24 protein-coding genes and 1 pseudogene are annotated in these 24,201 nt (G+C 56.8%); 10 read left to right on the forward strand and 15 right to left on the reverse strand.

The genetic code is table 11. The features are described from left to right. Positions 1 to 42: 42 nt before the first annotated feature. Both CKW23_RS09500 and CKW23_RS09510 read right to left on the reverse strand, forming a co-directional pair. A complete protein-coding gene (locus CKW23_RS09500) occupies positions 43 to 1,746 on the reverse strand; it encodes a DEAD/DEAH box helicase (protein WP_176767536.1) in 1,704 nt (567 codons plus the stop codon). A 415-nt stretch (positions 1,747 to 2,161) separates the two neighbouring features. Further along, the gene (locus tag CKW23_RS09510; protein WP_025261266.1) at positions 2,162 to 2,923 is read right to left on the reverse strand and encodes a spermidine synthase; all 762 of its coding nucleotides are present in this window, start codon (positions 2,921 to 2,923) and stop codon (positions 2,162 to 2,164) included. A 161-nt stretch (positions 2,924 to 3,084) separates the two neighbouring features. Here CKW23_RS09510 and CKW23_RS09515 point away from each other — a divergent pair, with 161 nt between their 5' ends. Then, a complete protein-coding gene (locus tag CKW23_RS09515) occupies positions 3,085 to 4,431 on the forward strand; it encodes a class II 3-deoxy-7-phosphoheptulonate synthase (protein ID WP_025261267.1) in 1,347 nt (448 codons plus the stop codon). Between the two features lie 204 nt (positions 4,432 to 4,635). Here the strand turns inward: CKW23_RS09515 and CKW23_RS09520 are convergent, their stop codons facing one another. Both CKW23_RS09520 and CKW23_RS09525 read right to left on the reverse strand, forming a co-directional pair. Beyond that, the gene (locus CKW23_RS09520) at positions 4,636 to 5,802 is read right to left on the reverse strand and encodes a winged helix-turn-helix domain-containing protein (RefSeq protein WP_038400553.1); all 1,167 of its coding nucleotides are present in this window, start codon (positions 5,800 to 5,802) and stop codon (positions 4,636 to 4,638) included. A 63-nt stretch (positions 5,803 to 5,865) separates the two neighbouring features. Continuing rightward, positions 5,866 to 6,612 carry a sulfite exporter TauE/SafE family protein gene (locus CKW23_RS09525; RefSeq protein WP_025261268.1) on the reverse strand — a complete coding sequence of 249 codons (747 nt, stop codon included), beginning with the start codon at positions 6,610 to 6,612 and terminating at the stop codon, positions 5,866 to 5,868. Between the two features lie 192 nt (positions 6,613 to 6,804). On the opposite strand from CKW23_RS09525, the gene CKW23_RS09530 reads away from it, so the two are divergent. From CKW23_RS09530 to CKW23_RS09540, 3 genes are all read left to right on the forward strand, one after another. After that, a complete protein-coding gene (locus tag CKW23_RS09530; RefSeq protein WP_025261269.1) occupies positions 6,805 to 7,278 on the forward strand; it encodes a MarR family winged helix-turn-helix transcriptional regulator in 474 nt (157 codons plus the stop codon). A gap of 241 nt (positions 7,279 to 7,519) precedes the next feature. Next, the gene (locus tag CKW23_RS09535) at positions 7,520 to 7,939 is read left to right on the forward strand and encodes an organic hydroperoxide resistance protein (RefSeq protein WP_025261270.1); all 420 of its coding nucleotides are present in this window, start codon (positions 7,520 to 7,522) and stop codon (positions 7,937 to 7,939) included. Positions 7,940 to 7,964: 25 nt separating this feature from the next. Beyond that, positions 7,965 to 8,984 carry an alpha/beta hydrolase gene (locus tag CKW23_RS09540; protein WP_025261271.1) on the forward strand — a complete coding sequence of 340 codons (1,020 nt, stop codon included), beginning with the start codon at positions 7,965 to 7,967 and terminating at the stop codon, positions 8,982 to 8,984. A gap of 66 nt (positions 8,985 to 9,050) precedes the next feature. Here CKW23_RS09540 and CKW23_RS09545 read toward each other — a convergent pair whose 3' ends face one another. Both CKW23_RS09545 and earP read right to left on the reverse strand, forming a co-directional pair. After that, positions 9,051 to 9,620 (reverse strand): elongation factor P, encoded by a 570-nt coding sequence (locus CKW23_RS09545; protein WP_025261272.1) that lies wholly within the window; start codon positions 9,618 to 9,620, stop codon positions 9,051 to 9,053. A 99-nt stretch (positions 9,621 to 9,719) separates the two neighbouring features. Further along, a complete protein-coding gene (gene earP / locus CKW23_RS09550) occupies positions 9,720 to 10,853 on the reverse strand; it encodes an elongation factor P maturation arginine rhamnosyltransferase EarP (RefSeq protein ID WP_025261273.1) in 1,134 nt (377 codons plus the stop codon). 117 nt (positions 10,854 to 10,970) lie between these two features. Here earP and CKW23_RS09555 point away from each other — a divergent pair, with 117 nt between their 5' ends. The 4 genes from CKW23_RS09555 (at position 10,971) to CKW23_RS09570 (ending at position 12,956) form a co-directional block, all read left to right on the forward strand. Continuing rightward, on the forward strand, positions 10,971 to 11,357 hold the full coding sequence (locus CKW23_RS09555; protein ID WP_025261274.1) for a hypothetical protein: 387 nt from the start codon (positions 10,971 to 10,973) through the stop codon (positions 11,355 to 11,357). Positions 11,358 to 11,360: 3 nt separating this feature from the next. After that, a complete protein-coding gene (locus CKW23_RS09560) occupies positions 11,361 to 11,843 on the forward strand; it encodes a GreA/GreB family elongation factor (protein ID WP_095067481.1) in 483 nt (160 codons plus the stop codon). A 110-nt stretch (positions 11,844 to 11,953) separates the two neighbouring features. Continuing rightward, complete coding sequence (locus tag CKW23_RS09565) at positions 11,954 to 12,160, forward strand: hypothetical protein (RefSeq protein ID WP_025261276.1); 207 nt, start codon at positions 11,954 to 11,956, stop codon at positions 12,158 to 12,160. 256 nt (positions 12,161 to 12,416) lie between these two features. Continuing rightward, positions 12,417 to 12,956, forward strand: coding sequence for a PaaI family thioesterase (locus tag CKW23_RS09570; RefSeq protein ID WP_025261277.1), 540 nt, complete (start codon positions 12,417 to 12,419; stop codon positions 12,954 to 12,956). Between the two features lie 80 nt (positions 12,957 to 13,036). On the opposite strand, the gene CKW23_RS09575 is transcribed toward CKW23_RS09570, so the two are convergent. Next, on the reverse strand, positions 13,037 to 14,314 hold the full coding sequence (locus tag CKW23_RS09575; protein WP_025261278.1) for an aromatic amino acid transport family protein: 1,278 nt from the start codon (positions 14,312 to 14,314) through the stop codon (positions 13,037 to 13,039). A gap of 205 nt (positions 14,315 to 14,519) precedes the next feature. After that, complete coding sequence (locus CKW23_RS09580; protein WP_095067482.1) at positions 14,520 to 16,010, reverse strand: DASS family sodium-coupled anion symporter; 1,491 nt, start codon at positions 16,008 to 16,010, stop codon at positions 14,520 to 14,522. Positions 16,011 to 16,265: 255 nt separating this feature from the next. On the opposite strand from CKW23_RS09580, the gene CKW23_RS09585 reads away from it, so the two are divergent. Both CKW23_RS09585 and CKW23_RS09590 read left to right on the forward strand, forming a co-directional pair. Then, positions 16,266 to 16,802 (forward strand): RNA polymerase factor sigma-70, encoded by a 537-nt coding sequence (locus CKW23_RS09585; protein WP_095067483.1) that lies wholly within the window; start codon positions 16,266 to 16,268, stop codon positions 16,800 to 16,802. 224 nt (positions 16,803 to 17,026) lie between these two features. After that, the gene (locus CKW23_RS09590; protein WP_025261281.1) at positions 17,027 to 17,593 is read left to right on the forward strand and encodes a TetR/AcrR family transcriptional regulator; all 567 of its coding nucleotides are present in this window, start codon (positions 17,027 to 17,029) and stop codon (positions 17,591 to 17,593) included. Positions 17,594 to 17,680: 87 nt separating this feature from the next. Here the strand turns inward: CKW23_RS09590 and CKW23_RS09595 are convergent, their stop codons facing one another. From CKW23_RS09595 to ihfB, 7 genes and pseudogenes are all read right to left on the reverse strand, one after another. Then, positions 17,681 to 18,013 carry a ComEA family DNA-binding protein gene (locus CKW23_RS09595; protein WP_025261282.1) on the reverse strand — a complete coding sequence of 111 codons (333 nt, stop codon included), beginning with the start codon at positions 18,011 to 18,013 and terminating at the stop codon, positions 17,681 to 17,683. 175 nt (positions 18,014 to 18,188) lie between these two features. Next, positions 18,189 to 20,192: a nucleoside-diphosphate sugar epimerase/dehydratase gene (locus CKW23_RS09600; RefSeq protein WP_025261283.1), complete on the reverse strand. Its 2,004-nt coding sequence runs from the start codon at positions 20,190 to 20,192 to the stop codon at positions 18,189 to 18,191. A 102-nt stretch (positions 20,193 to 20,294) separates the two neighbouring features. Further along, a complete protein-coding gene (locus CKW23_RS09605; protein ID WP_025261284.1) occupies positions 20,295 to 21,311 on the reverse strand; it encodes a glycosyltransferase family 4 protein in 1,017 nt (338 codons plus the stop codon). Positions 21,312 to 21,366: 55 nt separating this feature from the next. Next, a pseudogene (locus CKW23_RS26920) lies at positions 21,367 to 21,453 on the reverse strand (NAD-dependent dehydratase); the annotation flags it as partial. A gap of 50 nt (positions 21,454 to 21,503) precedes the next feature. Then, entirely contained in the window at positions 21,504 to 22,934 is a 1,431-nt protein-coding gene (locus tag CKW23_RS09615; protein WP_025261285.1) for an MBL fold metallo-hydrolase RNA specificity domain-containing protein, read from the reverse strand. 421 nt (positions 22,935 to 23,355) lie between these two features. Further along, positions 23,356 to 23,598 carry a lipopolysaccharide assembly protein LapA domain-containing protein gene (locus CKW23_RS09620; protein ID WP_025261286.1) on the reverse strand — a complete coding sequence of 81 codons (243 nt, stop codon included), beginning with the start codon at positions 23,596 to 23,598 and terminating at the stop codon, positions 23,356 to 23,358. A gap of 24 nt (positions 23,599 to 23,622) precedes the next feature. After that, positions 23,623 to 23,919, reverse strand: coding sequence for an integration host factor subunit beta (gene ihfB, locus CKW23_RS09625; protein WP_003369729.1), 297 nt, complete (start codon positions 23,917 to 23,919; stop codon positions 23,623 to 23,625). Positions 23,920 to 24,201 lie beyond the last annotated feature (282 nt).

The following is a 24,201-nucleotide window of genomic DNA, read 5'->3' on the forward strand; positions in this document are numbered from 1 at the left end:
CAGTCGGGGATTTTTTTATCTGACGATCAACTCAAGAGTCGATCAGTCTTCGCGATAGCGACGCAGCTTCAACTGCTTGCCAGCAACGCGGGTGTCCTTGAGCTTGGTCAGCAGACGCTCAAGACCATCTTCCGGCAGCTCGACCAGGCTGAAGCTGTCACGAACCTGGATACGGCCGATCGCTTCGCGGGCCAGGCCGCCTTCGTTGAGGATTGCACCCAGCAGGTTCTTGGCAGCGATACCATCACGCGCACCCAGCGCGGTACGGCAACGAGCACGACCTTCGGCCAGAGGCATCGGAGCACGACGCTCGCGCTCTGGACGGTCACCGCGATCGCTACGCTCGCCACGATCAGCACGCGGAGCGTTGTTCGGAACCAGTGGACGCTCACGCTCGATGGCAGACAAGGTCAGAGCCTGACCATTGGTGGCCTTGCGCAGCAGGGCCGCAGCCAGGGCACGCGGCGTGCAACCGATATCGGCAGTCAGACGATCAAGCAGATCGCCATGGCTCGCTTCTGCATCGGCAACCAGCGGCGACAGGCTGTTGGTCAGTTTCTTGATGCGGGCATCCAGAACGGCCTGGGAATCCGGCAGGCGGACTTCCACGACTTTCTGGCCAGTCACACGCTCGATCACTTGCAGCATGCGGCGCTCACGTGGAGTCACCAGCAGCAGTGCACGACCTTCGCGACCGGCACGGCCGGTACGACCGATACGGTGAACGTAGGACTCAGGATCGTAAGGCATGTCAACGTTGAACACGTGAGTGATGCGCGGAACGTCGAGACCACGGGCAGCAACGTCGGTCGCCACAACGATGTCCAGACGGCCATCCTTGAGGGAGTCGATTACGCGCTCACGCTGGTTCTGGGCGATATCGCCGTTCAATGCAGCAGCCTTGTAGCCTTTGGCTTCCAGGGCGCTTGCCAGATCCAGGGTCGCCTGCTTGGTACGGACGAACATGATCAGGGCGTCGAAATCCTCGACTTCCAGCAGGCTCAGTACGGCAGACGTCTTCTGGTCAGCGTGAACCAGCAGGTGAGCCTGCTCGATCGCGGTAACGGTCTGGGTCTTGGTCTGGATCTTGACGTGCTTCGGATCGCGCAGATGGCGTTCGGCGATGGCACGGATCGACTGCGGCAGGGTAGCCGAGAACAGAACGGTCTGACGGCTTTCCGGCATGGCCTTGAAGATGACTTCCAGGTCATCCATGAAGCCCAGCTTGAGCATTTCGTCCGCTTCGTCGAGAACCAGGTGGTTCACGGTAGCCAGGACTTTTTCGTCACGGCGCAGGTGATCGCACAGACGACCCGGCGTGGCGACAACGATCTGCGCGCCATTGCGGATGGCCTTGAGCTGTGGGCCCATGGGTGCACCACCGTAAACGGCAACGACGGTAACGCCTGGCATCTGCTTGGCGTAAGTTTCAAACGCGGTGGCAACCTGCAGTGCCAGCTCGCGGGTTGGAGCGAGAATCAGTGCTTGCGGCTCACGCTTGCTCGGATCGATACGATGCAGGATTGGCAGGGCGAACGCGGCGGTTTTACCGGTACCGGTCTGCGCCTGGCCGATCATGTCGTGGCCGGCAAGAATAATCGGGATGGATTGATGCTGAATGGCCGAAGGCTCTTCGTAGCCGGTCGCGATGACGGCTGCAACAATACTCGGATGAAGGTCGAGAGCGGCGAAGCCGCCGATTTCCTGGGTCATGGGTCTGCCTCTGGTGCATCCGCAAAGACCCATGCTTCAAAGCTGCGCGTGCCGTGTACGACCTTGAGGTCACCCTGGCTGCTTTGTCGGCGGGGATTTGCGAAAACGTATTGATGAATGGATCGTCAAGAATAGTCCGCAATGCGGACAAGTTACCGAAGCAGGCTTCGGGTAACTGCAATACCTGACGAGGGCCTCTTAAGGCCGGCGCGCACTATACCGGAATTACGTTGGAAAGTGAGGGTTTTTTTACAAAATATTGGCGGTTGAAACGGAGTTTGCAGGCATCTCGCAAGCGGCCAAACCGGCCGCAATGCCTTGAGAGCCCGGTATTACGGGGGTAATCACTTAAACGTTTCACTCTTTCATGCATATGAATAGGGTTGCGCCCTGCACGGTGCGGCGAAATGTCTCACTCCACCCTCTCGCCACACCCTCTTGTCGCCCCTCAGGTCGCTGAACGAATATCCCTGATCAAAGGCAGCAAGGAGTAACCCAGTTGCGGCGCAAGCACTTCGGCACGCGAGGTCAGCGACTCCACATTCAGGGTCTGTTCCAGATCGGCCGGGACAATGAGGATGACATTGCCCTCCTTCACCGGCAGTTCCCAGTAATGCCTGTGATAAAGCCCGCGCAGCAACGCCGCCCCCAAAGGCTTGCCGTCATCGGTGGCCCACTGGTTGATGATCAGCCAGCCGCCAGGGTTGAGGCGCTGCTGGCAGCTCTGGAGAAAACTCCACGCCAGATGCCCAGCTCCCGGCCCGACATCGGTATAGAGGTCGACGAAAATCAGATCGGCCGTTTCGGCGCTGTCGAGCAGTTCGAGGGCATCGCCGATGCGTATATAAAGACGCGGATCATCATCGAGCCCCATGTACTCGATTGCCAGACGCGGAACATCCGGGCGCAACTCGATGACTTCCACGTCCTCCAGAGGCAGAAACTTCATGCAGGCCTGAGTCAGGGTTCCGGCACCCAATCCGAGAAACAGTGCGCTCTCGGGCGCTTCATGGCACAAGGCGCCGATCAACATGGCCCGGGTGTAGTCGTACTCCAGCCAACTGGGGTCGGCCGTGAAGGTACAACTCTGTTCGATGGCATCGCCAAATTCGAGGAAGCGATAATCATCCACCTCAAGGACGCGAATCATCCCGAAGTCATCATGGACTTCGGCAAGAATCCGTTCTTCGCGCTCACGCTCTTCAGTCATCACCTTTCCCGGTTGGCCATCGCGCCGAGCGCAAAGGGCGAATTGTCAGCCAAGCGAGAGCATTTGTCACAACTATCGAGCCAGCTTGTCCCCCACTCGCTCGCAGCTCGACAATGAACTGTTACCATGCGGATTCGATTGCACATCCCCAAGAGCCAACAATGAGCCAACCCTGGAGCCCCGACAGCTGGCGGGCATTACCTATTCAGCAACAACCCCGATACCCTGACGCTGCACATCTGGCAGAAGTCGAACAACGCCTGGCCAGCTATCCGCCACTGGTGTTCGCCGGTGAAGCCCGGGACCTGCGTCGCCAGTTTGCCGAAGTCTCCCAAGGCCGTGCCTTCCTGCTGCAAGGAGGCGATTGCGCCGAAAGCTTCATGGAGTTTTCGGCGGCGAAGATCCGCGACACCTTTAAAGTGCTGTTGCAGATGGCCGTGGTGATGACCTTTGCCGCCGGCTGCCCGGTGGTCAAGGTCGGGCGCATGGCCGGACAATTCGCCAAACCGCGTTCCTCCAACGACGAAACCATCGATGGCGTGACATTGCCGGCCTATCGTGGCGACATCGTCAACGCCATCGGTTTCGACGAAAAAAGCCGTGTGCCGGACCCGGAGCGTCTTCTGCAGGCGTATCACCAGTCCACGGCCACCCTGAACCTGTTGCGAGCTTTTGCCCAGGGCGGTTTTGCCGATCTGCATCAGGTCCATCAGTGGAACCTGGACTTCATTGCCAACTCGGCACTGGCGCAGAAGTACAGCCAACTGGCTGATCGCATCGACGAAACCCTGGCATTCATGCGTGCCTGCGGCATGGACAGCTCGCCACAACTGCGGGAAACGAGCTTCTTCACCGCACACGAAGCCTTGTTGCTGAACTACGAAGAAGCCTTCGTGCGCCGCGACAGCCTGACCAACGACTACTACGACTGCTCGGCCCACATGCTGTGGATCGGCGACCGCACCCGGCAACTGGATGGCGCCCACGTTGAATTCCTGCGCGGAGTCAATAACCCGATCGGGGTCAAGGTCGGCCCGAGCATGGACACCGATGACCTTATTCGCCTGATCGACATCCTCAACCCGGACAACGACCCGGGCCGCCTGAACCTCATCGCCCGCATGGGCGCGAACAAGGTCGGCGAGCACTTGCCACAACTGATCCGGGCCGTGGAGCGGGAAGGCCGCAAGGTGCTGTGGAGTTCCGACCCCATGCATGGCAATACCATCAAGGCCAGCAGCGGCTACAAGACCCGTGACTTTGCGCAGATTCTTGGGGAAGTGAAACAGTTCTTCCAGGTGCATCAGGCCGAAGGTACTTATGCAGGCGGTATCCATATCGAAATGACCGGCCAGAACGTCACCGAATGCATCGGCGGCGCACGTCCGATTACCGAAGACGGGTTATCGGACCGTTACCACACCCATTGCGACCCACGGATGAATGCCGATCAGTCCCTGGAGCTGGCGTTTCTGATTGCCGAGACGTTAAAGCAAGTGAAACGCTGAAAAACCGTAGGAGCGAATTCATTCGCGAATGACCGATGTTCGCGACTGTAGTCGCTCCTACCATTCAATGCCGATCAGTTAAGGTACGCGGAAGCAGCTTGCTGGCGAAAAGGCCTCTGATCCAGCAGGTATCCTGCGTCTGTGCGCTGAAATCGCCAGCAAGCTGCCTCCCACAAAGTAATTCATGGCCTTAACTGATCGGCATTACTCCATTCGTATATCTGGAAGCCCCAGCCAGTCGGCCAACTGGCGCAGGTTTCGGGTCAACGCTTCCCTGCCTTCCTCGTCCAGTCCGCGCTCCTCTTCATGCACGGCATGCACCGCCAGACAACCTGACGCCCGCTCGGAACGAAGGTCGACCCGCGCGGCGATACGCTCGTTGTGAAGGAACGGCAAGACGTAATAGCCGTAGACCCGTTTGTGCTGTGGGGTGTAGATCTCCAGGCGATAGCGGAAGTCGAACAGCCGCTCGGTGCGCGCACGCTCCCAGATCAGTGAGTCGAATGGCGACAGCAAGGCGCTGGCCGACACTTTCCGAGGCGGCGGGATATCCGGCAGACAGAACGCAGGCTGCTTCCAGCCTTCAACCCTGACCCGTTGCAACGCGCCCATCTCGACCAGTTCCGCCAGAGCCAGACGACTGGGTAGCGGATCCTGACGGAAATAATCCCGCAGGTCCTTTTCCGTACCGACGCCCAAGGCTTTTACCGCGTGCAGCAACAGACCACGCTGAGCCTGAGCTTCATCGATTTGCGCATGATTGAGAGTTGCTGCGGGAAGCACTCGCTCCGGCAAATCATACAAACGCTCGAAACCACGACGTCCTGCCACCGTCACCTCTCCAGCGGCAAACAACCATTCCAGCGCCAGCTTTTCCGCACTCCAGTCCCACCAGGGACCTGCGCGTTCCTGCCGAGAGCTGAGGCTGCCAGCCCCCAACGCGCCCCGGTCGCGAACAGCCTGCAAGACCCTTTCAATAACCGGTTGCTGCTCACGACCAAAGCGCGCCAGTTGCTGATAGATACCTTCGCCCTGGGCGGCACGCTGCATTCGCCAGCGCATCAGCGGGTAAAGTTCGATGGGCAGCAGCGACGCCTCGTGCCCCCAATACTCGAACAAGGTGCGATGTCGTCCCTGGCTCCAGGCAGCCTGATCCAGCAGCGTTTGCGAATAATTGCCCAGCCGTGAATACAGCGGCAGGTAGTGAGAACGCACGAGGGCATTGACCGAATCGATCTGCAATACGCCGAGCCGCCGGATCAATTGCGTGACATGGCTGGCCTTGATGATGGCTGGCGGCTGGCGCCCCGTGAAACCCTGAGCGGCCAGTGTCAGACGACGTGCTTGCTTGAGGGACAGTTCTGCAGACATTCGATACTCCCGAGCGAGCCTGCAACGCTAGCCGATAATGCGACGCTCTGTCAGCGATTAGCGCTAGAGCTTGAACATCAGGATCACGGCACAGAGCACCAGAAACAGGCAAAACAGGTAACGCAGCAGGCGCTCTGGCATCGAATGCGCGAGCCTTACGCCCCAACTCACACTGGCCAGGCCACCAATCGCAAGAGGAATCCCCATGGACCAGTTCACATGATCATGCAGCGCATAGGTGAACAAGGTAATCGCCGTGCTCGGCACCGCCAGAGTCAGTGCCAGGCCCTGGGCAACCACCTGAGTTGCACCAAATACGCTGGTGAGGATCGGCGTGGCAACCACTCCACCGCCAACCCCGAATAACCCGCCGGTGACGCCAGAGCCTGCACCCAGCAGCCATAGCCAGTTGACGTGACGCAACTGCCCACTGGCCTGGCCCTTGCGCGAGAACATCTGGGCGAGGTTGAAAATCGTCAGCAGGATCAGGAAAACCACAAACCCGAGACGCATGTGCTGTGGATCGACCCTGACCGCCAGCAAGGACGTGAGCCATGCCAGAAAGAAGCTTGGAACAATGAGCATCAACGCATTGCGCAACAACACACGGTTACGCTGGTTATAACGCCACAAGGCCAGCAGGACATTGGGCAACACCATCAGCAGTGCAGTCCCCTGCGCCAGTTGCTGATCGAGACCGAACAAAACCCCCAGTGCCGGGATCGCGACCAGACCACCACCAATCCCGAACAGCCCACCCAGGGTACCCATCGCGGCCCCCATCAGCACAAACATCACAACTTCAATCACACCACGTCCCCAGTCAGCCCACAGGAGTGAATGCTACGCAGTCTTGTCCCGCAGGCATACGGCCAGTAGCAACATATCGTGCATGGTCACTCAACGACTCGTATCCTGTACCCGTGAACGCCCGGATTTATCTGGCGCATTAAAGATCACGACACTAAATTAGATGAACGCCACCACTCACGAGGACCGCCCATGAATGCCGAAGACCGTCTTGAACCCGAGACTTCTGCCGATTGCGACTCGTTGCTGCTGGATAACCAACTGTGTTTCGCCCTCTACTCCACCTCGCTGATGATGACCAAGGTCTACAAACCTTTGCTCCAGGCGCTGGGACTCACCTATCCGCAGTATCTGGCCATGATGGTGCTGTGGGAAAAAGACGGTTTGACCGTCGGCGATGTCAGCACACGCCTGCTGACCGATCCCGGCTCATTGACGCCACTGCTCAAACGTCTGGAAGCCGAAGGTTTCATCAGCCGTACCCGCAGCAAGGAAGACGAGCGCGTGGTCCTGCTGCACCTGACAGAACAAGGCCGTGCCCTCCAACAAAAAGCCAGAGATGTTCCTGGCTGCATCCTCTCCTCAAGTGGCCTGACGCTGGACAAGCTGCGCGTGCTGCAGAGCGCGTTGCTGGACCTTCGTACCCATCTGCAGGACAGCCTGTAGGCTGACGGCAAGCGCTCTCATGCCCTGCAGGGCTCTTCCGACGAACGGTAAATCCTTTCAAGCCATTGTTTTAAATAGATTTAAATAGCTGAAAAAATCCGCACAGTCATTTCTCAAGGGGCGGGAATTTCAGATTCCCAACAATTAACTTGCGCGCTAAATATTTGCGTTATAAATTTACAACCACTTAGTTAGCGCACAAAATTATTGCGAACAATCAACCAACCTGCGAGGTAATGCCATGAACACTCTCTACACTGCTGTTGCAACCGCTACCGGTGGCCGTGACGGTCGTGCCGTTTCCAGCGACAAGATCCTCGACGTCAAACTGGCGACCCCCAAAGAGCTCGGCGGTGCAGGCGGCGAAGCCACCAACCCCGAGCAACTGTTTGCTGCCGGTTACTCGGCCTGCTTCATCGGCGCCCTGAAATTCGTCGCCGGCCAGAGCAAACGCAGCATTCCGGCTGACGCCTCGATCACCGCCCATGTCGGCATTGGTCAGATTCCGGGCGGCTTCGGTCTGGACATTGACCTGCACATCAGCCTGCCGGGCCTGGAACAAGCCGATGCCCAGCAACTGGTCGATGCCGCTCACCAGGTCTGCCCTTACTCCAACGCTACCCGCGGCAATGTCGACGTGCGCCTGCATGTAACCGTCTAAAAACCGCCCAGCACAGGAGTCGAACATGAAAACCTTCAGCAAGGTCTTGACCGGTACTCTTCTGGCACTGTCCGTTGGCAGCGCCTTTGCAACTGGCAGCACAGACATTGAGCACAACACCCAGGCCTTTCTGGATGCCTTGAACTCAGGCACCGGAAAGCCCATAGAACAGTTGTCGCCCAAAGAGGCCCGTGCGGTATTGGTCGGAGCTCAAGCCGGGGTCAAGCTGACACTGCCCAAGGCCGAAGTCAGCGAGAAAACCATCAAGGTGGACGGCCAGTCCATCAGCCTGAACATCGTGCGTCCTGCCGGTGTGAAGGGGACCTTGCCGGTTTTCATGTTCTTCCACGGTGGCGGCTGGGTACTGGGGGATTTTCCGACCCACGAACGCCTGGTTCGTGACCTGGTAGAGGGTTCGGGAGCTGTGGCCGTGTTCGTCAACTACACACCATCGCCGGAGGCGCATTACCCGACTGCGATCAACCAGGCGTATGCGGCGACCAAGTGGGTCGCCGAGCATGGCAAGGAAATCAATGTCGATGGCAAGCGCCTGGCCGTTGCGGGTAACAGTGTCGGCGGTAACATGGCGGCAGTGGTTGCCCTGATGGCCAAGGACAAAGGCACTCCAGCGCTCAGGTATCAGGTGCTGCTGTGGCCTGTCACGGATGCGAAATTTGATACGGGTTCCTATGACCAGTACGCCGAAGGACACTTCCTGACCCGTAACATGATGAAGTGGTTCTGGGACAACTACACCACCGATGCCGCACAACGTAACGAGATCTATGCCTCGCCACTGCGTGCCTCCATCGATCAGTTGAAAGGCCTGCCACCAGCACTGGTGCAAACGGCAAGTGCCGACGTGCTACGCGACGAGGGTGAAGCCTATGCCCGCAAGCTGGATCAGGCAGGTGTGGCGGTCACGGCAGTACGTTACAACGGCATGATTCACGACTACGGCCTGCTCAACGTGGTCAGCCAGGTTCCTGCTGTCCGTTCAGCGATGTTGCAGGCATCTCAGGAGCTGAAAACGCATCTGAAGTAAAACTGGCAGACACAAAAAACCCGCATCGCTGCGGGTTTTTTGCGTATCGGGGTTACAAGACCATGCTTATTTGGCACGGCCTTTGTAGGAACCGCCGTCACGGGTATCGATCTCGATCATGTCGCCGATTTCGATGAAGTCAGCAACGCTCAGCTCGGTACCGTTTTTCAGTTTGGCAGGCTTCATGACCTTGCCCGAAGTGTCGCCACGAGCAGAACCTTCGGTGTAGTCGATCTGACGAACGATGGTGGTCGGCAGCTCTACGGAAACCAGACGCTCTTCAAAGAACACGGCTTCGCAGACGTCGGTCATGCCTTCTTCGACGAATGGCAGAACGGCTTCGATGTCTTCAGCGTTCAGCTCGTACATGGTGTAGTCAGTGGTGTCCATGAACGTGTAGGAGTCACCGCTGATGAAAGACAGGGTGGCTTCTTTACGATCCAGGATCACGTCGTCCAGCTTGTCGTCGGCGCTGTATACGGTTTCAGTCTTGTAACCGGTCAGCAGGTTCTTCAGCTTGGTCTTCATGATTGCGCTGTTACGACCGGACTTGGTGAACTCGGCCTTCTGGACCAGCCAAGGATCGTTGTCGATACGGATCACGGTACCGGGTTTCAGCTCTTTACCAGTTTTCATTGCATATATCCGAATTTGGATTGAAATAGCCAAAGGCTCTGTACGAGAAATAGCCTGCGCAGGCACTTTTCGTACAGAGCCTGATATCAAGGCCGCGTATCATAGCGAATTTCGACAAAACTGTACCAGCGCCGCGGCAAGATCGGTTTGCGAGGCCTGTTCCAGACACCAGCGACCGGCATGTTTTTCGAGCTCTGCCCAGTGAACGCCCAGCGCCTGCCAGCTTGCAGCGAGATCACGACCGGCATCCCAGCCCTGCCACAGCTCATTCAGTGCGTGCCCGGCCTCGGGCGAAAGCCCGGCGAGATAGAGCTCCAGAAAGGCATCAAGCTTGGGCAGATGGGCATCGCCCTCCTGCTGATAGATGTGCCACAGCATCGGACGCCCGGCCCATTGGGCCCGCACGAACGAATCCTCGCCCCGCACGACATTGAAATCACAGCACCAGAGCAACCGGTCATAGTCCTGCTGCCTGACGAACGGCAAGACCTGGATGCTGAGGGCGCCACGCTTTTGCAAGGCGCCCGCCTGCAAGGCATCGGTTTCAAGCCAGCGCTGGATGTCGCCCAGCACGCGACCTTCAGGCACCAGCAAATGAGTCGGCCGCTCATCCTTGGCCAACAGTTCGAGCCAGCTGCCAATACCGGGGTTCTCATAGGCGAACACCGAGATCAGGCGAGCACCGGCACAGGGCTCGATACCCAGTTGCTGCAGGAATCCTTGCTGCGCCGATCTGTCTTGCTGAAAAGCCTGGCGCTGTTCGATCAGCGCGTGCTCACGCAGCAGGCCGCCGGTCGTCTCGCGGAAGCCGGGAAAAAAAAAGACCTTCTTCAAACCACTGGACTGCAAAGAAGGCAGGCCGTGGCAGCCGGTGACCCACTCTTCGGCGCTGAGATAGTCCAGGTTCAACCACACAGGCCGTGGCGAGCGCGGCAACATCGCTTCGGTGTAAGCAGGCGGCAGGCGGCAGGCGAAGGCCTCGATCACCACATCCGCAACATCAGTGGCCACCCAGCATTCAGGCCAGTGACAGATGCTCACGCCCTCCTGCCACTGCTGCGCCGCTTCGGTACTTGCCTGGGGATGCAGGCGAACGAACGCCGACAGGTCATCGATCCACAGACGCACATTCAGATCATGCTCGGCCACCAGTTGGCGGGCCAGGCGCCAGGTCACGCCGACGTCACCATAGTTGTCGACGACGCTACAAAAAATGTCCCAAGAGGCTTTCATCCCGGCTCCCTGAGGCTGGATTTCGAAAAACGCTGATTGTCCTCCAGAACAACAGGTTTCCACCAGCGCCAGCCATGGCACAATTGCCACTGTCGCCCACGCCTGGAGTCCAGAGCCATGCCGTCCTATCCGAATCGTCGCGAACTGTATGTTTCCCTGAAACTGATTCTCTGCATCGCGCTGGGCATCTGGCTGGGAGCGATGGCAGTGGTTCTGACAGGCTTTGTGTTCTACAAGAACCTGCCCCCGGCACAGACACAAGTACTGGAAAAGGCCGCGGCCCAGTTGCGGGCACCCGCAGCGCCCCAGGTCGAGCCGGAAAACACGATGTTCCAGAAGTACGAGCAGAGCCTGCGTGAAAGCGAAGCCCGTCAGGCCCGCGAACAGGCGCAGGAACAGCAGCAGAAAAACTTCAGTCGCTCGAAATGCGACTTCTGGATGCAGCAAGACCGCACGGCCCCCAGCGAAAAAAGCCGTGCGGGCATCAATCAATACTGCGGATAACCCATGAACAAGGCAGATGTCCTGCAACAGATTATCGACAGATTGAAAATCGATCTGGATATCGCTCTGCGTGCCGCGCAGACGACTTATGAAACCGCAACCCACGAAGAAAACATCGCAGAAAACAAATACGACACCTTGGGCCTGGAGGCCTCATACCTGGCAGCAGGCCAGGCACGACGTGTCGAGGAGATACGCCAGTCACTGACGCTTTACCAGAGCTGGACACTCAAGCCATTCGATGAAACACGCGGCATTCAGACGGGTGATCTGGTTGCCCTTGAAGCCTTGAATGGCCAGGAGCAATACCTGTTCATCGGTCCGGATGCGGCCGGCCTGAAGGTCAATTCAGACAATCAGCCGATTACCGTGATCACGGCTCGTGCTCCTCTGGGGCAGAATCTGTTGGGCAAATTCGAAGGCGACAGTGTCGAAATCATCATCAATGGCAACCGTCAATCCTTCGAAGTCACTCAGGCTGTGTGACACGCCCATCATTTTCAGGGTTCCCGCCCAGAGCTTTTGTGGGTAATGTAAACCGTTGTTACTCAGGGACTACATCGCAGCAAGCAAGGACTCAATCAAGGAGATATTTCATGACGAACGTCGTCGCCTTTCCTGACGCCCATGAACGTGATCGCCTGAAGTCCAGCGAAGAACCGGCGTTGAGGTATTTGAACAAGAAAGAGAGGCTGTTGATCGATCAATTGCGTTCGACCAGCCATGCAGGACGCCAGTATGTGTATGACTACGCGAGTATCATGCACCTGTCCAAACCTCTGTATCCGGAGCCGGTGGACTAAACCGCCAGCCCGTCCATGACTCTGCCTGACATCAGGCAGCACTGCACTGCGCATTTGGGGCATTCATCTTTCGTGAAGCCCCGATAGCGAACCTCTGTACGCGCGCGTTACAGCCCTCTCCTGCTGCTCCGTCTCCTGATGCCCTTGCCCAGACAGGCGCCATCCTTTTGCGCACTTTACATTACGATCGCAATCAACAAATATTATGACAATAATATTTTTTGCCAATCCCAGTGCCATCCAGGAGTAAAGCGCCATGCAAAACCTATCGCGTGATGAAAAACTTGCCTTGTGGCATGAGGAAGAAAGGTACATGCGGGCGCGCCTTGGCCCGGTGGGCACCACAAGCCTTGCCGAAGTGGCCGCACTGGAACCTGTCGATTTTCTGGAGGGTATCGGCCGGGGCGAATTCCCCTCCCCTCCGATTGGCGATCTGATGGACTTCATCCCGTTGCAGTGGCTGCCCGGGCTGTTCATCTTTCAAGGCACTCCCGACAGCCGACACTACAACCCGCTCGGCACTGTACATGGCGGATATGCCGCGACCCTGCTGGACTCATGCATGGGCTGCGCAATCCATACCCGGCTCAAGAAGGGCCAGGGTTATACCACCCTCGATTTACGGGTCAGCTATGTTCGTGCCTTGAGCGACAAGGTCGGGCCAGTGCGTGCCGAAGGCAAGGTCATTCATCTGGGGCGTTCGACGGCGCTGGCCGAAGGACGTTTGTATGACGTGGATGATCGCCTGTACGCAACCGCCAGCACGACCTGCATGATTCTGGACATGAACCGGTAGGTTCGTCGCATCCCGGGGATCGGGAAGAGAGAGGCGAGCCTTCCACAGAGTCAGGGCAGACTCTGTGGAAGGTCGATTGCTTACTGCATCAACGAGTAGACCAGCGCGGTAATCGCTACGATACCGGCCATCACCACAAACACGTTGGACAGCTTGCCCGAGTACTGGCGCATGGCAGGAACCTTGCGGATCGCATACATGGGCATCAGGAACAGCAACGCCGAGATGATCGGACCGCCCAGGGTTTCGATCATACCCAGGATGCTTGGGTTGAGTGTCGCCACCAGCCAGCACACCACCAGCATGAAACCGGCGGTCATGCGGTCCAGCGTGCGAGGCGCCGGACGACGACCGGTTTTCACGATCAGACCTTTCAGGCCTTCACTGGCACCGATGTAGTGACCCAGGAAGGATTTGGCGATGGCCACGAAAGCAATCAGCGGTGCAACAAAAGCAATGGTCGGGTTGCTGAAATGGTTGGCCAGGTAGGACAGGATCGAAATGTTCTGCGCCTTGGCTTCAGCCAGTTGTGCCGGCGACAGGGTCAGCACGCAACTGAACACGAAGAACAGCACCATCACCACCATCAGACCGTGAGCGCGGGCCAGGATCTGCGAACTGCGCACTTCTGCATTCTTGCCGTGCAGACGCTTCTGATCCACGGCAAAAGCCGAGATGATCGGGGTGTGGTTGAAGGAGAACACCATTACCGGAATCGCCAGCCACAGAGCTGGCAGGAACGCCGATGGCTCAGGCAAGGTGGTCGCCGTGCTCAGGATGCCGCCGGTCCAGTGCGGAATCAGGTACACCGACAGGAACAGCAGCGCCACGATGAACGGATACACCATCAGGCTCATGGCCTTGACGATCAGTCGCTCGCCACAACGCACGACCAGCAGCAGGCCCAGAATCATCACGAAGGCAAGCAGCGCTCGCGGCGGAGCCGGTACATGCAACTGGTGTTCGAGAAAACTGGTGACCGTATTGGTCAACGCCACGCTGTAGATCAGCAGGATCGGGAAGATCGCGAAGAAATACAGCAGCGTGATCATTGCCCCGGCGCTCTTGCCGAAATGCTGCTCGACCACCTCGGTGATATCCGCCCCGTCGCGTCCGGACAAGACGAAACGAGTCAGGCCACGGTGCGCATAAAACGTCATGGGGAAAGCCAGCAATGCCAGTGCCAGCAGCGGCCAGAAACCACCGATGCCTGCGTTGATCGGCAGAAACAGAGTGCCAGCACCGATAGCGGTACCAAACAGTCCCAGCATCCAGGTTGTATCGTGACGACTCCACGCAGCTACGCTCGCGTGTTCTGTATCCAGGCGTTCTACGACGCCGTTGGCCTGATCATTCATCCGGTCTGGTCTCCGTGGCCGGTTATTCAAATCGGGAGGGGCGTGTCGCAACTTGGCAGTCAAAGGCCCCTCCCGAAACAGGGGGCGCGATTGTCAGGGATCACGGAGAGAAATCAAAGAGTTATCAGACCGAACGCTCAATAGTCACGGGCAAATCCATAAAGATTTTCGAGACCACCCCGAGCTGTCCCGGATATGTACCGCACTACATCCAGCCCAGCCACTTCCAGTAGGTCATGCCGAACACCAGCATCAGGGCATAGCCAATCAGGGTCATCGGGATGCCTACCCTGGCGAATTGCCGGGCATCGAAGGTTTCCGTCCCCAGGCAGACCATGTTCTGCGGCGCATTGATAGGCAGGATGAAACCGTAACTGACCACAAACCCCAACAGCATGGTCATGCCCAGCCGGTTGAAGTCTCCGGGCAGGGTTTGCAGCACCGCGATCAGGATCGGCAACAAGGCCGAGGTCAAGGCCGTTGCGCTGGCAAACCCCAGGTGAATCAGAATCAGGAAAGCGCCCAGAATGGCGAAAATCCCCAGGGAGCCGAGTTGGTCGAGCCCGGTTCTGCTCACGACCTGGCCACCGAGCCATTGACCGGCCTGGGTCGTCAGCAAGGCAGTCCCCAGGCTGATACCGACGCCGAATACGATCACGGTTCCCCAGGGAATGCGGGACTGCACATCCTTCCAGGTCATGACGCCCCAACGCGGCAACAGCAGAATCACCAGACCCGCATAGGTGGTGGAGGTGGTATCGAAACTGTGCAGCTTGCCCTCGGTCGACCAGAACAGCAGCAACATTACGGAAACGCTCAGCAGCCGCTTCTGGGCTCCGGTCATCGGGCCTATGTCGGCCAACGACTGTGCAACCGCTTCCTTACCTCCGGGGATGCTGTCGCTTTCAGGCGGCAGCAGCTTGAGGACCAGCAGAACCAGAACGCCCGACATGATCAACGCCCAGGGCGCACCGGCGATCAGCCAGTCGATCCAGGACACCCGCTCACCGAGCATCTTGTCCATGAAGCCTGCGGTCAGGAGATTCTGTGCCGCTGCCGTCTGTATACCGATGTTCCAGACACTGGTGCCCTGAGCAACGATGATCATGATCGCCACAGCGATATTCGAACGCTTGTCGACGCCAAATGCCGCAATCACGCCCATCATGATGGGCACGACACACGCGCTGCGCGCCGTGGCACTGGGCACCACGAGACTGAGCAGGATGGTGACGGCAATGGCGCCGATCATGATCCGGCGAGTGCTGGTGCCGATGCGCGACAGGGTGACCAGCGCAATGCGTCGGTCCAGCCCGGTGTGGGTCATGGCAGCAGCCAGGAAGAGCGCCCCGGTGACCAGCGCCAGTGCCGAATTGGAAAACCCGCTCAGGGCCATCGTGATGGCGGTCGATGACCCATACAGCACCGAAGGGTCTTGCAAGGTAGGCGCCGAGCCAATCAGAAACGCAATCAGCGAAGTGATCATAATTGCGCTGGCTTCGTAGGAAACAGCCTCGGTAATCCACACCACAACGGCAAAAGCCAGAATCGCCAGCATCCGGTGGCCCGCAACCGGCAAGTCAGCGGGCATAGGCAAAAACAGCACGCCGACCATGACCAATACACCGATCAGCAGGCCCATGGGAATTTTCACCTTGCCCGTCGGTGTTTCAGGCGTCTCTGCAGACAGGTTCATGCTGATTCCTGTGTCTCATTCCATCGAAATGCACGCTCGTGCAAGCAAGCGCTACGGTCACGGCCATTCTGGACACGGACCGGCCTCATGCCCTTGATATCGGTCAAGCCGCAATCAGATGGCCAGAGAAAACCACGAATGTCAGATGTCTGAAATTAGTTACCACTTACAATTGACAATGATTATCATCCACACTAATTTGTTGCGCGATATGTCGGGGCCTCCCTGCAACCTCATTGCTGCCAGGTGATTTACATGCCGGAACGACTAACCTGTGATACCCCCCTGCTCCAGGCCTTCGTCGATAACCGTACGATCCTGGTCAAAGTTGCCACTCGCATCACCGGCTGCACCTCCCGCGCAGAAGATGTCGTGCAGGATGCGTTCTTCCGCCTGCAGTCAGCCCCTGAAATCTCTTCGTCGATCAAGGCCCAGCTCAGCTACCTGTTTCAGATCGTGCACAACCTGGCCATTGATCACTATCGCAAGCAGGCGCTGGAGCAAAAGTACTCGGGCAGCGAAGAAGAGGGGCTGAATGTGGTCGTGCACGGTGCATCCCCCGAAACCTCACACATCAATTTTGTCACCCTGGAGCACATCGCAGACGCCTTGGCTCAGTTGCCCAGCCGCACCCGCTACGCATTCGAGATGTACCGTCTGCACGGCGTACCGCAAAAAGAGATCGCCCAGGAACTGGGTGTGTCGCCAACGCTGGTCAATTTCATGATTCGCGATGCATTGATCCATTGCCGCAAGGTTTCACGCCAGGACCCGCCAACCCCGTCCCCGTGATACCGCTCTGACGGGCGGTATCATCCTTTCGTAGTATGCCGATCGGCAGGTTCTAACTTGCGCAAAAAGACGTAGCATGAGCTCGTCTGGAACTTGCATTACGGAATGTGTCTAAGACCCGGATACTGTAAATGCGATTTAAGAAATCATCGCTGCATCGATTAACCTATCCATGTGAAAATACGCAGTAACAATTTACGAGCCATAGTCGGGAGGCTCACCGCATGCGTTATGCCCTGGATCACAAAGCCCAAACCCATGAGCGCATCATCAAGGAAGCGTCTGCGCGGTTTCGCCGTGACGGTATTGGTGCCACAGGCCTGCAGCCCTTGATGAAAGCGCTGGGCCTGACTCATGGCGGCTTCTATGCCCATTTCAAATCCAAGGATGACCTCGTAGAGCAGGCGCTGCGCTGCGCCGCGCAAGAAGCGGAAGAAACAATCAGCAAGTTCTTCGCCCTGGAAGACCCGATGTCGGGCCTCATTGACCTGTACCTCTCGGCTGAACACCGCGACACCCCCGAATCAGGCTGCCCCCTGCCAAACATTTGTGCAGAACTTGGGCAGACAGGTAAACCCAGCCTGATCACCGATGAAATCATTCTTCACCTGACGTCGGCCTTTGCCCAGGCATTGCCAGGGGAAAACACCCAGGAAAGAAGCATCAGCATGATTTCAACACTGGTTGGCGCTCTGATCCTGGCACGCAGCACCCAGAGCAGCGAATTGTCGGAGCAGATTCTCAGCAGCACCAACGCCAGACTCAAACAGGAAATAAAAGAACTTCGTTGATGGCAGCCCAAAGGCTTTGAAGCTGCACGAGAATATTCCCGTGCAGAGGATGAAAGCCCGGCACCGGGCCGAACTTTCAAGGCGATATCACTCGACCGTCAACTTGTCACGATTCTTGTCCAGAATCGCCTTGCCAATACCTTTTACTTCGATCAGTTCTTCAACTGATGCGAATGCCCCGTTGGTTTCCCGATAGGCAACTATTGCCATGGCTTTATTCTTGCCAATACCCGTAAGTGCTTTCTGCAATGTTTCTGCATCGGCCTGATTGATATTGACCCTATCGCTCTTCTGCTCCTTGGCAACAGAATGAGGGGCCATGTTGTCAGTCATCATCTGGCCAGTCGGTGCAGCCGTAACGGCAACCGAAAAACTGGTAAGCAAGGCAAAGAGTAACGTGGAAAAAAGATCAGTTCGCATAGATAACGCTCCATAAGATTCAAAGGCAGCATTCCAAATACTGCCCTCGCAATCTAAACCACTCGTTATCGATGTCAATGAAGTAGAAAGTTTCTACTTGTTTCCCATTTCGACTCTAAAACAATGAAACACTTTAATAACGAAACAGGCATTATGAATAGTATAAAAAACCCGATTAGTTGAAGTCCGGCTCACGACGGCGCGCCTGATAGATCCAGTCAACAATCTCACCTTCCGGGCTGTAGCCACTGACTGTTTCCCGCAGCAATTGGCGGACACTGTTGTAATCATCTTTATCCACGGCTTCAAGCAACGCCTTCAGTCGCCCCTTGAGCACATCCCATTGCAGATGATCTTCGTTGGCGCTCATGATCATCGGGTGCTCGGTGGCAACCACGTTTTCACCGATGAGCAATTCCTCGTAAAGCTTTTCACCCGGACGCAACCCGGTGAACTCGATGGAAATATCGCCTTGAGGGTTTTTCTCCGAACGAATGCTCAGGCCTGACAGGTGAATCATTTTTTCGGCCAGTTCGACGATCCTCACGGGCTCGCCCATATCCAGGACAAAGACATCCCCCCCCTGCCCCATGGAGCCCGCCTGAATGACCAGTTGAGCCGCCTCGGGAATGGTCATGAAGTAACGGGTGATCTTCGGGTGGGTCACTGTCAGCGGCCCGCCAGACTTGATCTGCTTGTGGAACAACGGGATCACCGACCCCGAAGAACCCAGCACATTACCAAAGCGAACCATGATGAAACGGGTCTTGTTGACCTGATGAACATTGGCGACATCGCCCAGGATCACCGGTGCGGTTTCACGGCTCAGGGCCTGCAGGATCAACTCGGCCAGGCGCTTGGTGCTCCCCATGATATTGGTGGGCCTGACAGCCTTGTCGGTGGAAATCAGGACGAAGTTGGAAACCCCTGCCTGCAACGCCGCCTGTGCGGTGTTGAGCGTGCCGATGACGTTATTGGCGATGCCTTCTGCAATATTGTGCTCGACCATGGGCACATGCTTGTAGGCGGCTGCGTGATAGACCGTGTCGACCTTCCAGGTTTTCATGATATCCAGCAGCTTAGGATGATTACGCACGGAGCCTAGGATAGGCAGCAACTTGACCCGCAAAGACTCTCGCGTCACACGCTGCTCAAGCTCGCTGAGGATTGAATAGAGATTGAACTCACTGTGATCGAGCAACAGCAGCTTGACGGGCCCCAGCTCCAGTATCTGCCGGCACAGCTCTGAACCTATCGAACCACCGGCACCTGTCACCAGAACCGTCTGCCCCTTGATGCAGTGTTCGAGCAGGTTTTCCCTGGCGGGTACGGAGTCGCGTCCCAGCAGATCCGCAATGTCGACCTCTTGCAGATCATCGACCTTGACCCGCCCCGCGGCCAGATCCATGAAGCCCGGAACGCTTCGCACATGCAGAGGAAAGCCTTCCAGAAAGCCGAGGATTTCCCGGCGGCGACCGCGCGATACGGACGGAATCGCCAACAGGATTTCCTGGGCGCCGGTGACCTCGATCATGCGCTGAATATGTTTGGGTCTGTAGACCTGCAGCCCGGAAATCACTCGATTGGAGATCGATTTGTCATCGTCGATAAAAGCGACGGGGCGCATGAGCCTGCTCATTCGCAAGGCGGCTACCAGTTGATTGCCGGCAGCGCCCGCGCCATATATCGCAACCTTGGGCAGGCCATCGTCGCGATTGCTGAAAGGTATGTGCTGCCCCGCCACGAACCAGTCACCAAGAAAGTATTGGCGCATCGCCAGACGCAGGCCTCCGATCATGACCATGCTCAACCACCAGTAGTTGAACATGACCGAACGGGGAACCACGTGTTGATGGTTACTGTACAGATAGACCACGCAACCAAGAATGAGCGCGGAGAGTGTGACGGCCTTGATGATGGCGATCAGCGCATCGTTGCCGAAGTAGCGCATGACAGCGCGGTACATCCCGAAGCGGATAAACAACGGGATGGCAACGATCGGGGCACTGATGAAAAGCCAGGTGTGCTTCTCCAGAGGGTTAATCAGGTCTTCAACACCCAGGCGAACGACAAATGCCATCCACAGTGCGAACCAGACCAGCATGAGGTCGGCAACAACCTGAACTATTCGCTTTTTCCGCCGCGGCAGCGCCAGCAGGAAAGTTCGCAATCTGTTCATGCCCTTGCTACCCCTCGATCTCTACAGAACGTTACACCTGATATTCAAAGCAAATGCCGACATACAATGACTCAATCTATAGGGAAAACGCGAATACTCAAATCAATTGGACTCAAGCTGTCCTGCGTCGAACTTGAGAGCCAAGAGTACCAGCGGGACATAAGCGATCAGCAACCCGGTCAAACCGTCGCCATCGAATACACCGACCCATAGCGCCACAGGCAGCAGCCAGAAGATATTGATGAAGCCAACGGCAAGGGTCACGGGCAGGTGCTTGCCATAGCGACGCGACGCGAACTGGTAGGCGTGGCTGCGATGAGCTTCGTACACCTTGTCGCCACGCAACAGGCGACAAGTAAGCGTCACGGTGGCATCGACAATAAATACTCCCAGCAGAATCAGCCAGGCCCAGAAAAGATGAGATGAAGCCCATGCTGCCTGCAAGGAGAGCACGCCCAGCGCGATTCCCAGAAATCCGCTGCCCGCGTCGCCCATGAATATCCGCGCCGGTGGAAAGTTCCAGTAGAGAAACCCCATGACCGCGGCGGCCAGCAATACAGGCCCCCACAGCAACTGACCAAAATCGCCCAGTACGTAAATGAGGCTGATCCCGGCGCAGACGGTCACCGCCTCGATACTGGCGATACCGTCGATACCGTCCATGAAGTTGTAGAGGTTGAGCATCCAGACGAGGTAAAAAGCGGCAAGGATATGGCCGATGATCCCAAGATCCAGAGTGAAGCCAAAGAAGTCGAGCGGTGCAAGCCCGCCCAGCCATGCCAGCGCCCATGCCGCCGCACTGAAATGCCCCAGCAACCGCCAGCGGGCTGCGATGTGCCCGTGATCGTCCATGAAACCGATCACGGCAACCAGTCCGCCCGCGCCGAGAATGGCAATCAGGGCCGAAGACGGAATCCGGTCCCCGAGCCCCAGCAGTACAATGGCAAGCAAAAAGGCTACAACAATGGAAACCCCACCGCCTCGCGGTGTAGGAATCTTGTGTGAGCTACGAGCATTTGGAACATCCATCAGGCTTCTGGACAGGGCGTACCTGCGAAGAACTGCCGTCAACCCCAAAGATAAGACCGCCACAGCGACTACAGAGAACCACTCAACCATTTTTGCGTTCCAGAAAAGACCGTACTGTTTCTTTCATCCTGTCATCCATCTTTCACGATGGTGCCCAATCGAGCATCGTACAGGTTTTGGAAATAACGGCCTGCAAAGAATCGCAAAGCTTTTGCGAAAAACACTTCTTGCCTGGGACTGAAGACATGTGAATAGGATCAGATAGCCTTCAAAAGACCAGGCTCAAGGTACTACCAGCTCAAGACGTTTATTGGCCAGCGAGTACTTCCTGTTCAGAAGATTGGCCAACGTCTTCTTCGCCCCAGCCTCGCCATGTACCAGCCTGATCTGGCCCGGCCACTCGGCCATCGAAGTTACAAACCTGACCAGCCCCTCCTGATCCGCATGGGCGGAATAACCGGCGACCGTCGAGACACCGGCACGAATATCAAAGCGTTCACGGTCAAGCTCGACATATCCGCCGACCGGACCATGCTTCTGGATCGCAGCGCCTGGCGTGCCCTTGGCCTGATAACCCACGAAAACCACATTGTGCCGCCGATCACCCAGCATGGCCTTCAGGTAATTGACAATGCGCCCGCCTGCGCACATACCATTGCCTGCGATGACGATAGCGGGTCGAGCGGTGCTGGTCAGATAGTTGACCGTCTGCAAATGCCGTTCATGAGTATCGATGGTAATCAATTGAGAGAACCCCAGAGGCTGTCTGCCGCTCTTGAGACGCGCTTGCGCCTCGTCGTCCCAATAGTCTTCAAATGCCTGATAAACGCCCGTGAAGCGGCTTGCCAGGGGAGAATCGAGAATGATCGGCAATTGCGGCCAGTTCACCGGCAAGGCGCTCCCGTCAGCCCCATCGGCAGGCTCGCCCAGCAAGGCCTTGCGTCGCAGGATATCTTCCAGCTCGTATAGCAGCTCCTGAGTACGCCCCATGCTGAAGGCGGGAATCAGAACCGTGCCATGATCTTCCAGCGCCTGATCGATGACTTGCTCAAGACGCAATTGCCGCGTGCTGCGGTCCTCATGAAGACGATCGCCATAAGTACTCTCAAGCACAAGAATGTCTGCACGCTCGGGGGATTTCGGAGCGGGAAGCATCGGCGCATCACCTGCCCCCAGATCGCCCGAAAACACCACACGCTCCGTACGCCCCTCCAGCAGATACTGAAGATCGCACTCGACATAGGCAGAACCCAGGATATGGCCGGCACGTTGCAGGCGGACCCGGCAGACAAGAGCATCGGTATTGACCAAGGTAAACCAGTGATCGAAGGGCAAGGCAATGATGCGCTTTTCAATCGCTGCAAGATTTCGGTCTATCTGTTTGCGGTCATGGTGAAACTCGAGTTTCAGTTGATCCTCCATGACCAGAGGCAATAAATGCGCAGAAGGCTCACTGCATAATACAGGCCCCTGATAGCCTGAAGCCAGCAACGCTGGAATACGCCCTACATGGTCGGCATGTACGTGAGTAACAATGAACGCCTTGATATCGGCAGCAGAGAAACTGAACTTACCGGCTTCAGTGCCCGGACCGTCATGTTGAATAGCACCACAATCAATCAACAGACTATGAGCCGCATCCATACATAACTGGTGACAGGAACCGGACACACTCCGGGTTGCGCCATGATGAATGATTTCAGGGAAAGACATACAGCCACCTATTTCAGCAAGTCCGGTTTTGCAAGAACACCGGAGCCTGACATCCGACTTTAAAAGAGATGGCCTATTTTGCGCTGCAAAGGTTTATCTTCAAGTCTTGACAGGTGAGCACAAGAGCAGCAACAGAAATACTAACGCAAAGAAAATTACAGCAAACGCCCTGAAATATGGGTAAGGCTCAAAGTATGACTAATAAGCCCACAAACAGAAGTAGTTATTCCCAATAAACAACAAGAAAGGTCCTACAAAAAAATCAGATATACAACTTTATGAGCGAACGAAGGAAATAGTCGGAAACCAGAAAACAACAAGAATGCATCAAGCACAGATGCCTGAAGCCCTGAGGGGATACAAGGGGAAGCGGGACTGAACCTTTTCGTACCACAGCAGGCAAAAGTGCCTGCTTCAGGCTCTAGACTGAACGGGCTGAGCGTACGCGCTTTTTACGCAAGCTTGCCAGCCATGCCAGGACAGGGCCAACCAGCATACCCAGCAAAAGAGCAAGAACCACAGGAACAGCCTGGGAAAGCTCGGGGGCCGACCAGCCGAAAAAGACCAGCGTAACAGGCTGCCGGTTTTCAAGCATGAACACCGCCGTTGCCAGAACGACAAGCAACGCAACGACGAGCACGATGATTCGTTTGAAGATGTGCATCCACTGATCCTCTGGTTATCGGCCTCAGAGGCCCTCTTCTTCATCCTCGTTGACTCGATCCCGTAACTCCTTGCCTGGCTTGAAGTGAGGAACGAATTTTCCGTCGAGGCTGACAGACTGGCCCGTTTTTGGATTGCGCCCTACCCGCGGTGCGCGGTAATGCAGGGAAAAGCTGCCGAACCCGCGTATTTCTATGCGGTCGCCTGTCGCCAGGCACTGGGACATTTGTTCAAGCATGGTCTTGATGGCCAACTCGACATCCTTGGATGAGAGCAGCCCTTGATGGGTGACAATTCGTTCGATCAACTCCGACTTCGTCATATTTTTCCCTTCTTTTTCAAGCAGCTAGATCAGCGCTCCGAAGGTTTTAGCATGACCGGACGAATTTGAACAGCCCATGTATTGACTTATGTGAACCCATAACAACCAGCCATGAATCCATGACCGGAGCATGACAGCGGGAAGAGAAATGGACGGCAGGGACAGTGACACCAGGCAGGGTGCGGCCTGCAAGGCACCTGGAGACGTTTAAAACGTTTAAAGCACCGGGACAGCGGCACACTGAACGCTGCGCTATAAGCCCCGAATAGCGCCCACAAAAAA

The organism is Pseudomonas sp. Irchel 3A18, from assembly GCF_900187465.1.
In the GTDB taxonomy this organism is placed as follows: Bacteria; Pseudomonadota; Gammaproteobacteria; order Pseudomonadales; family Pseudomonadaceae; genus Aquipseudomonas; species Aquipseudomonas cichorii.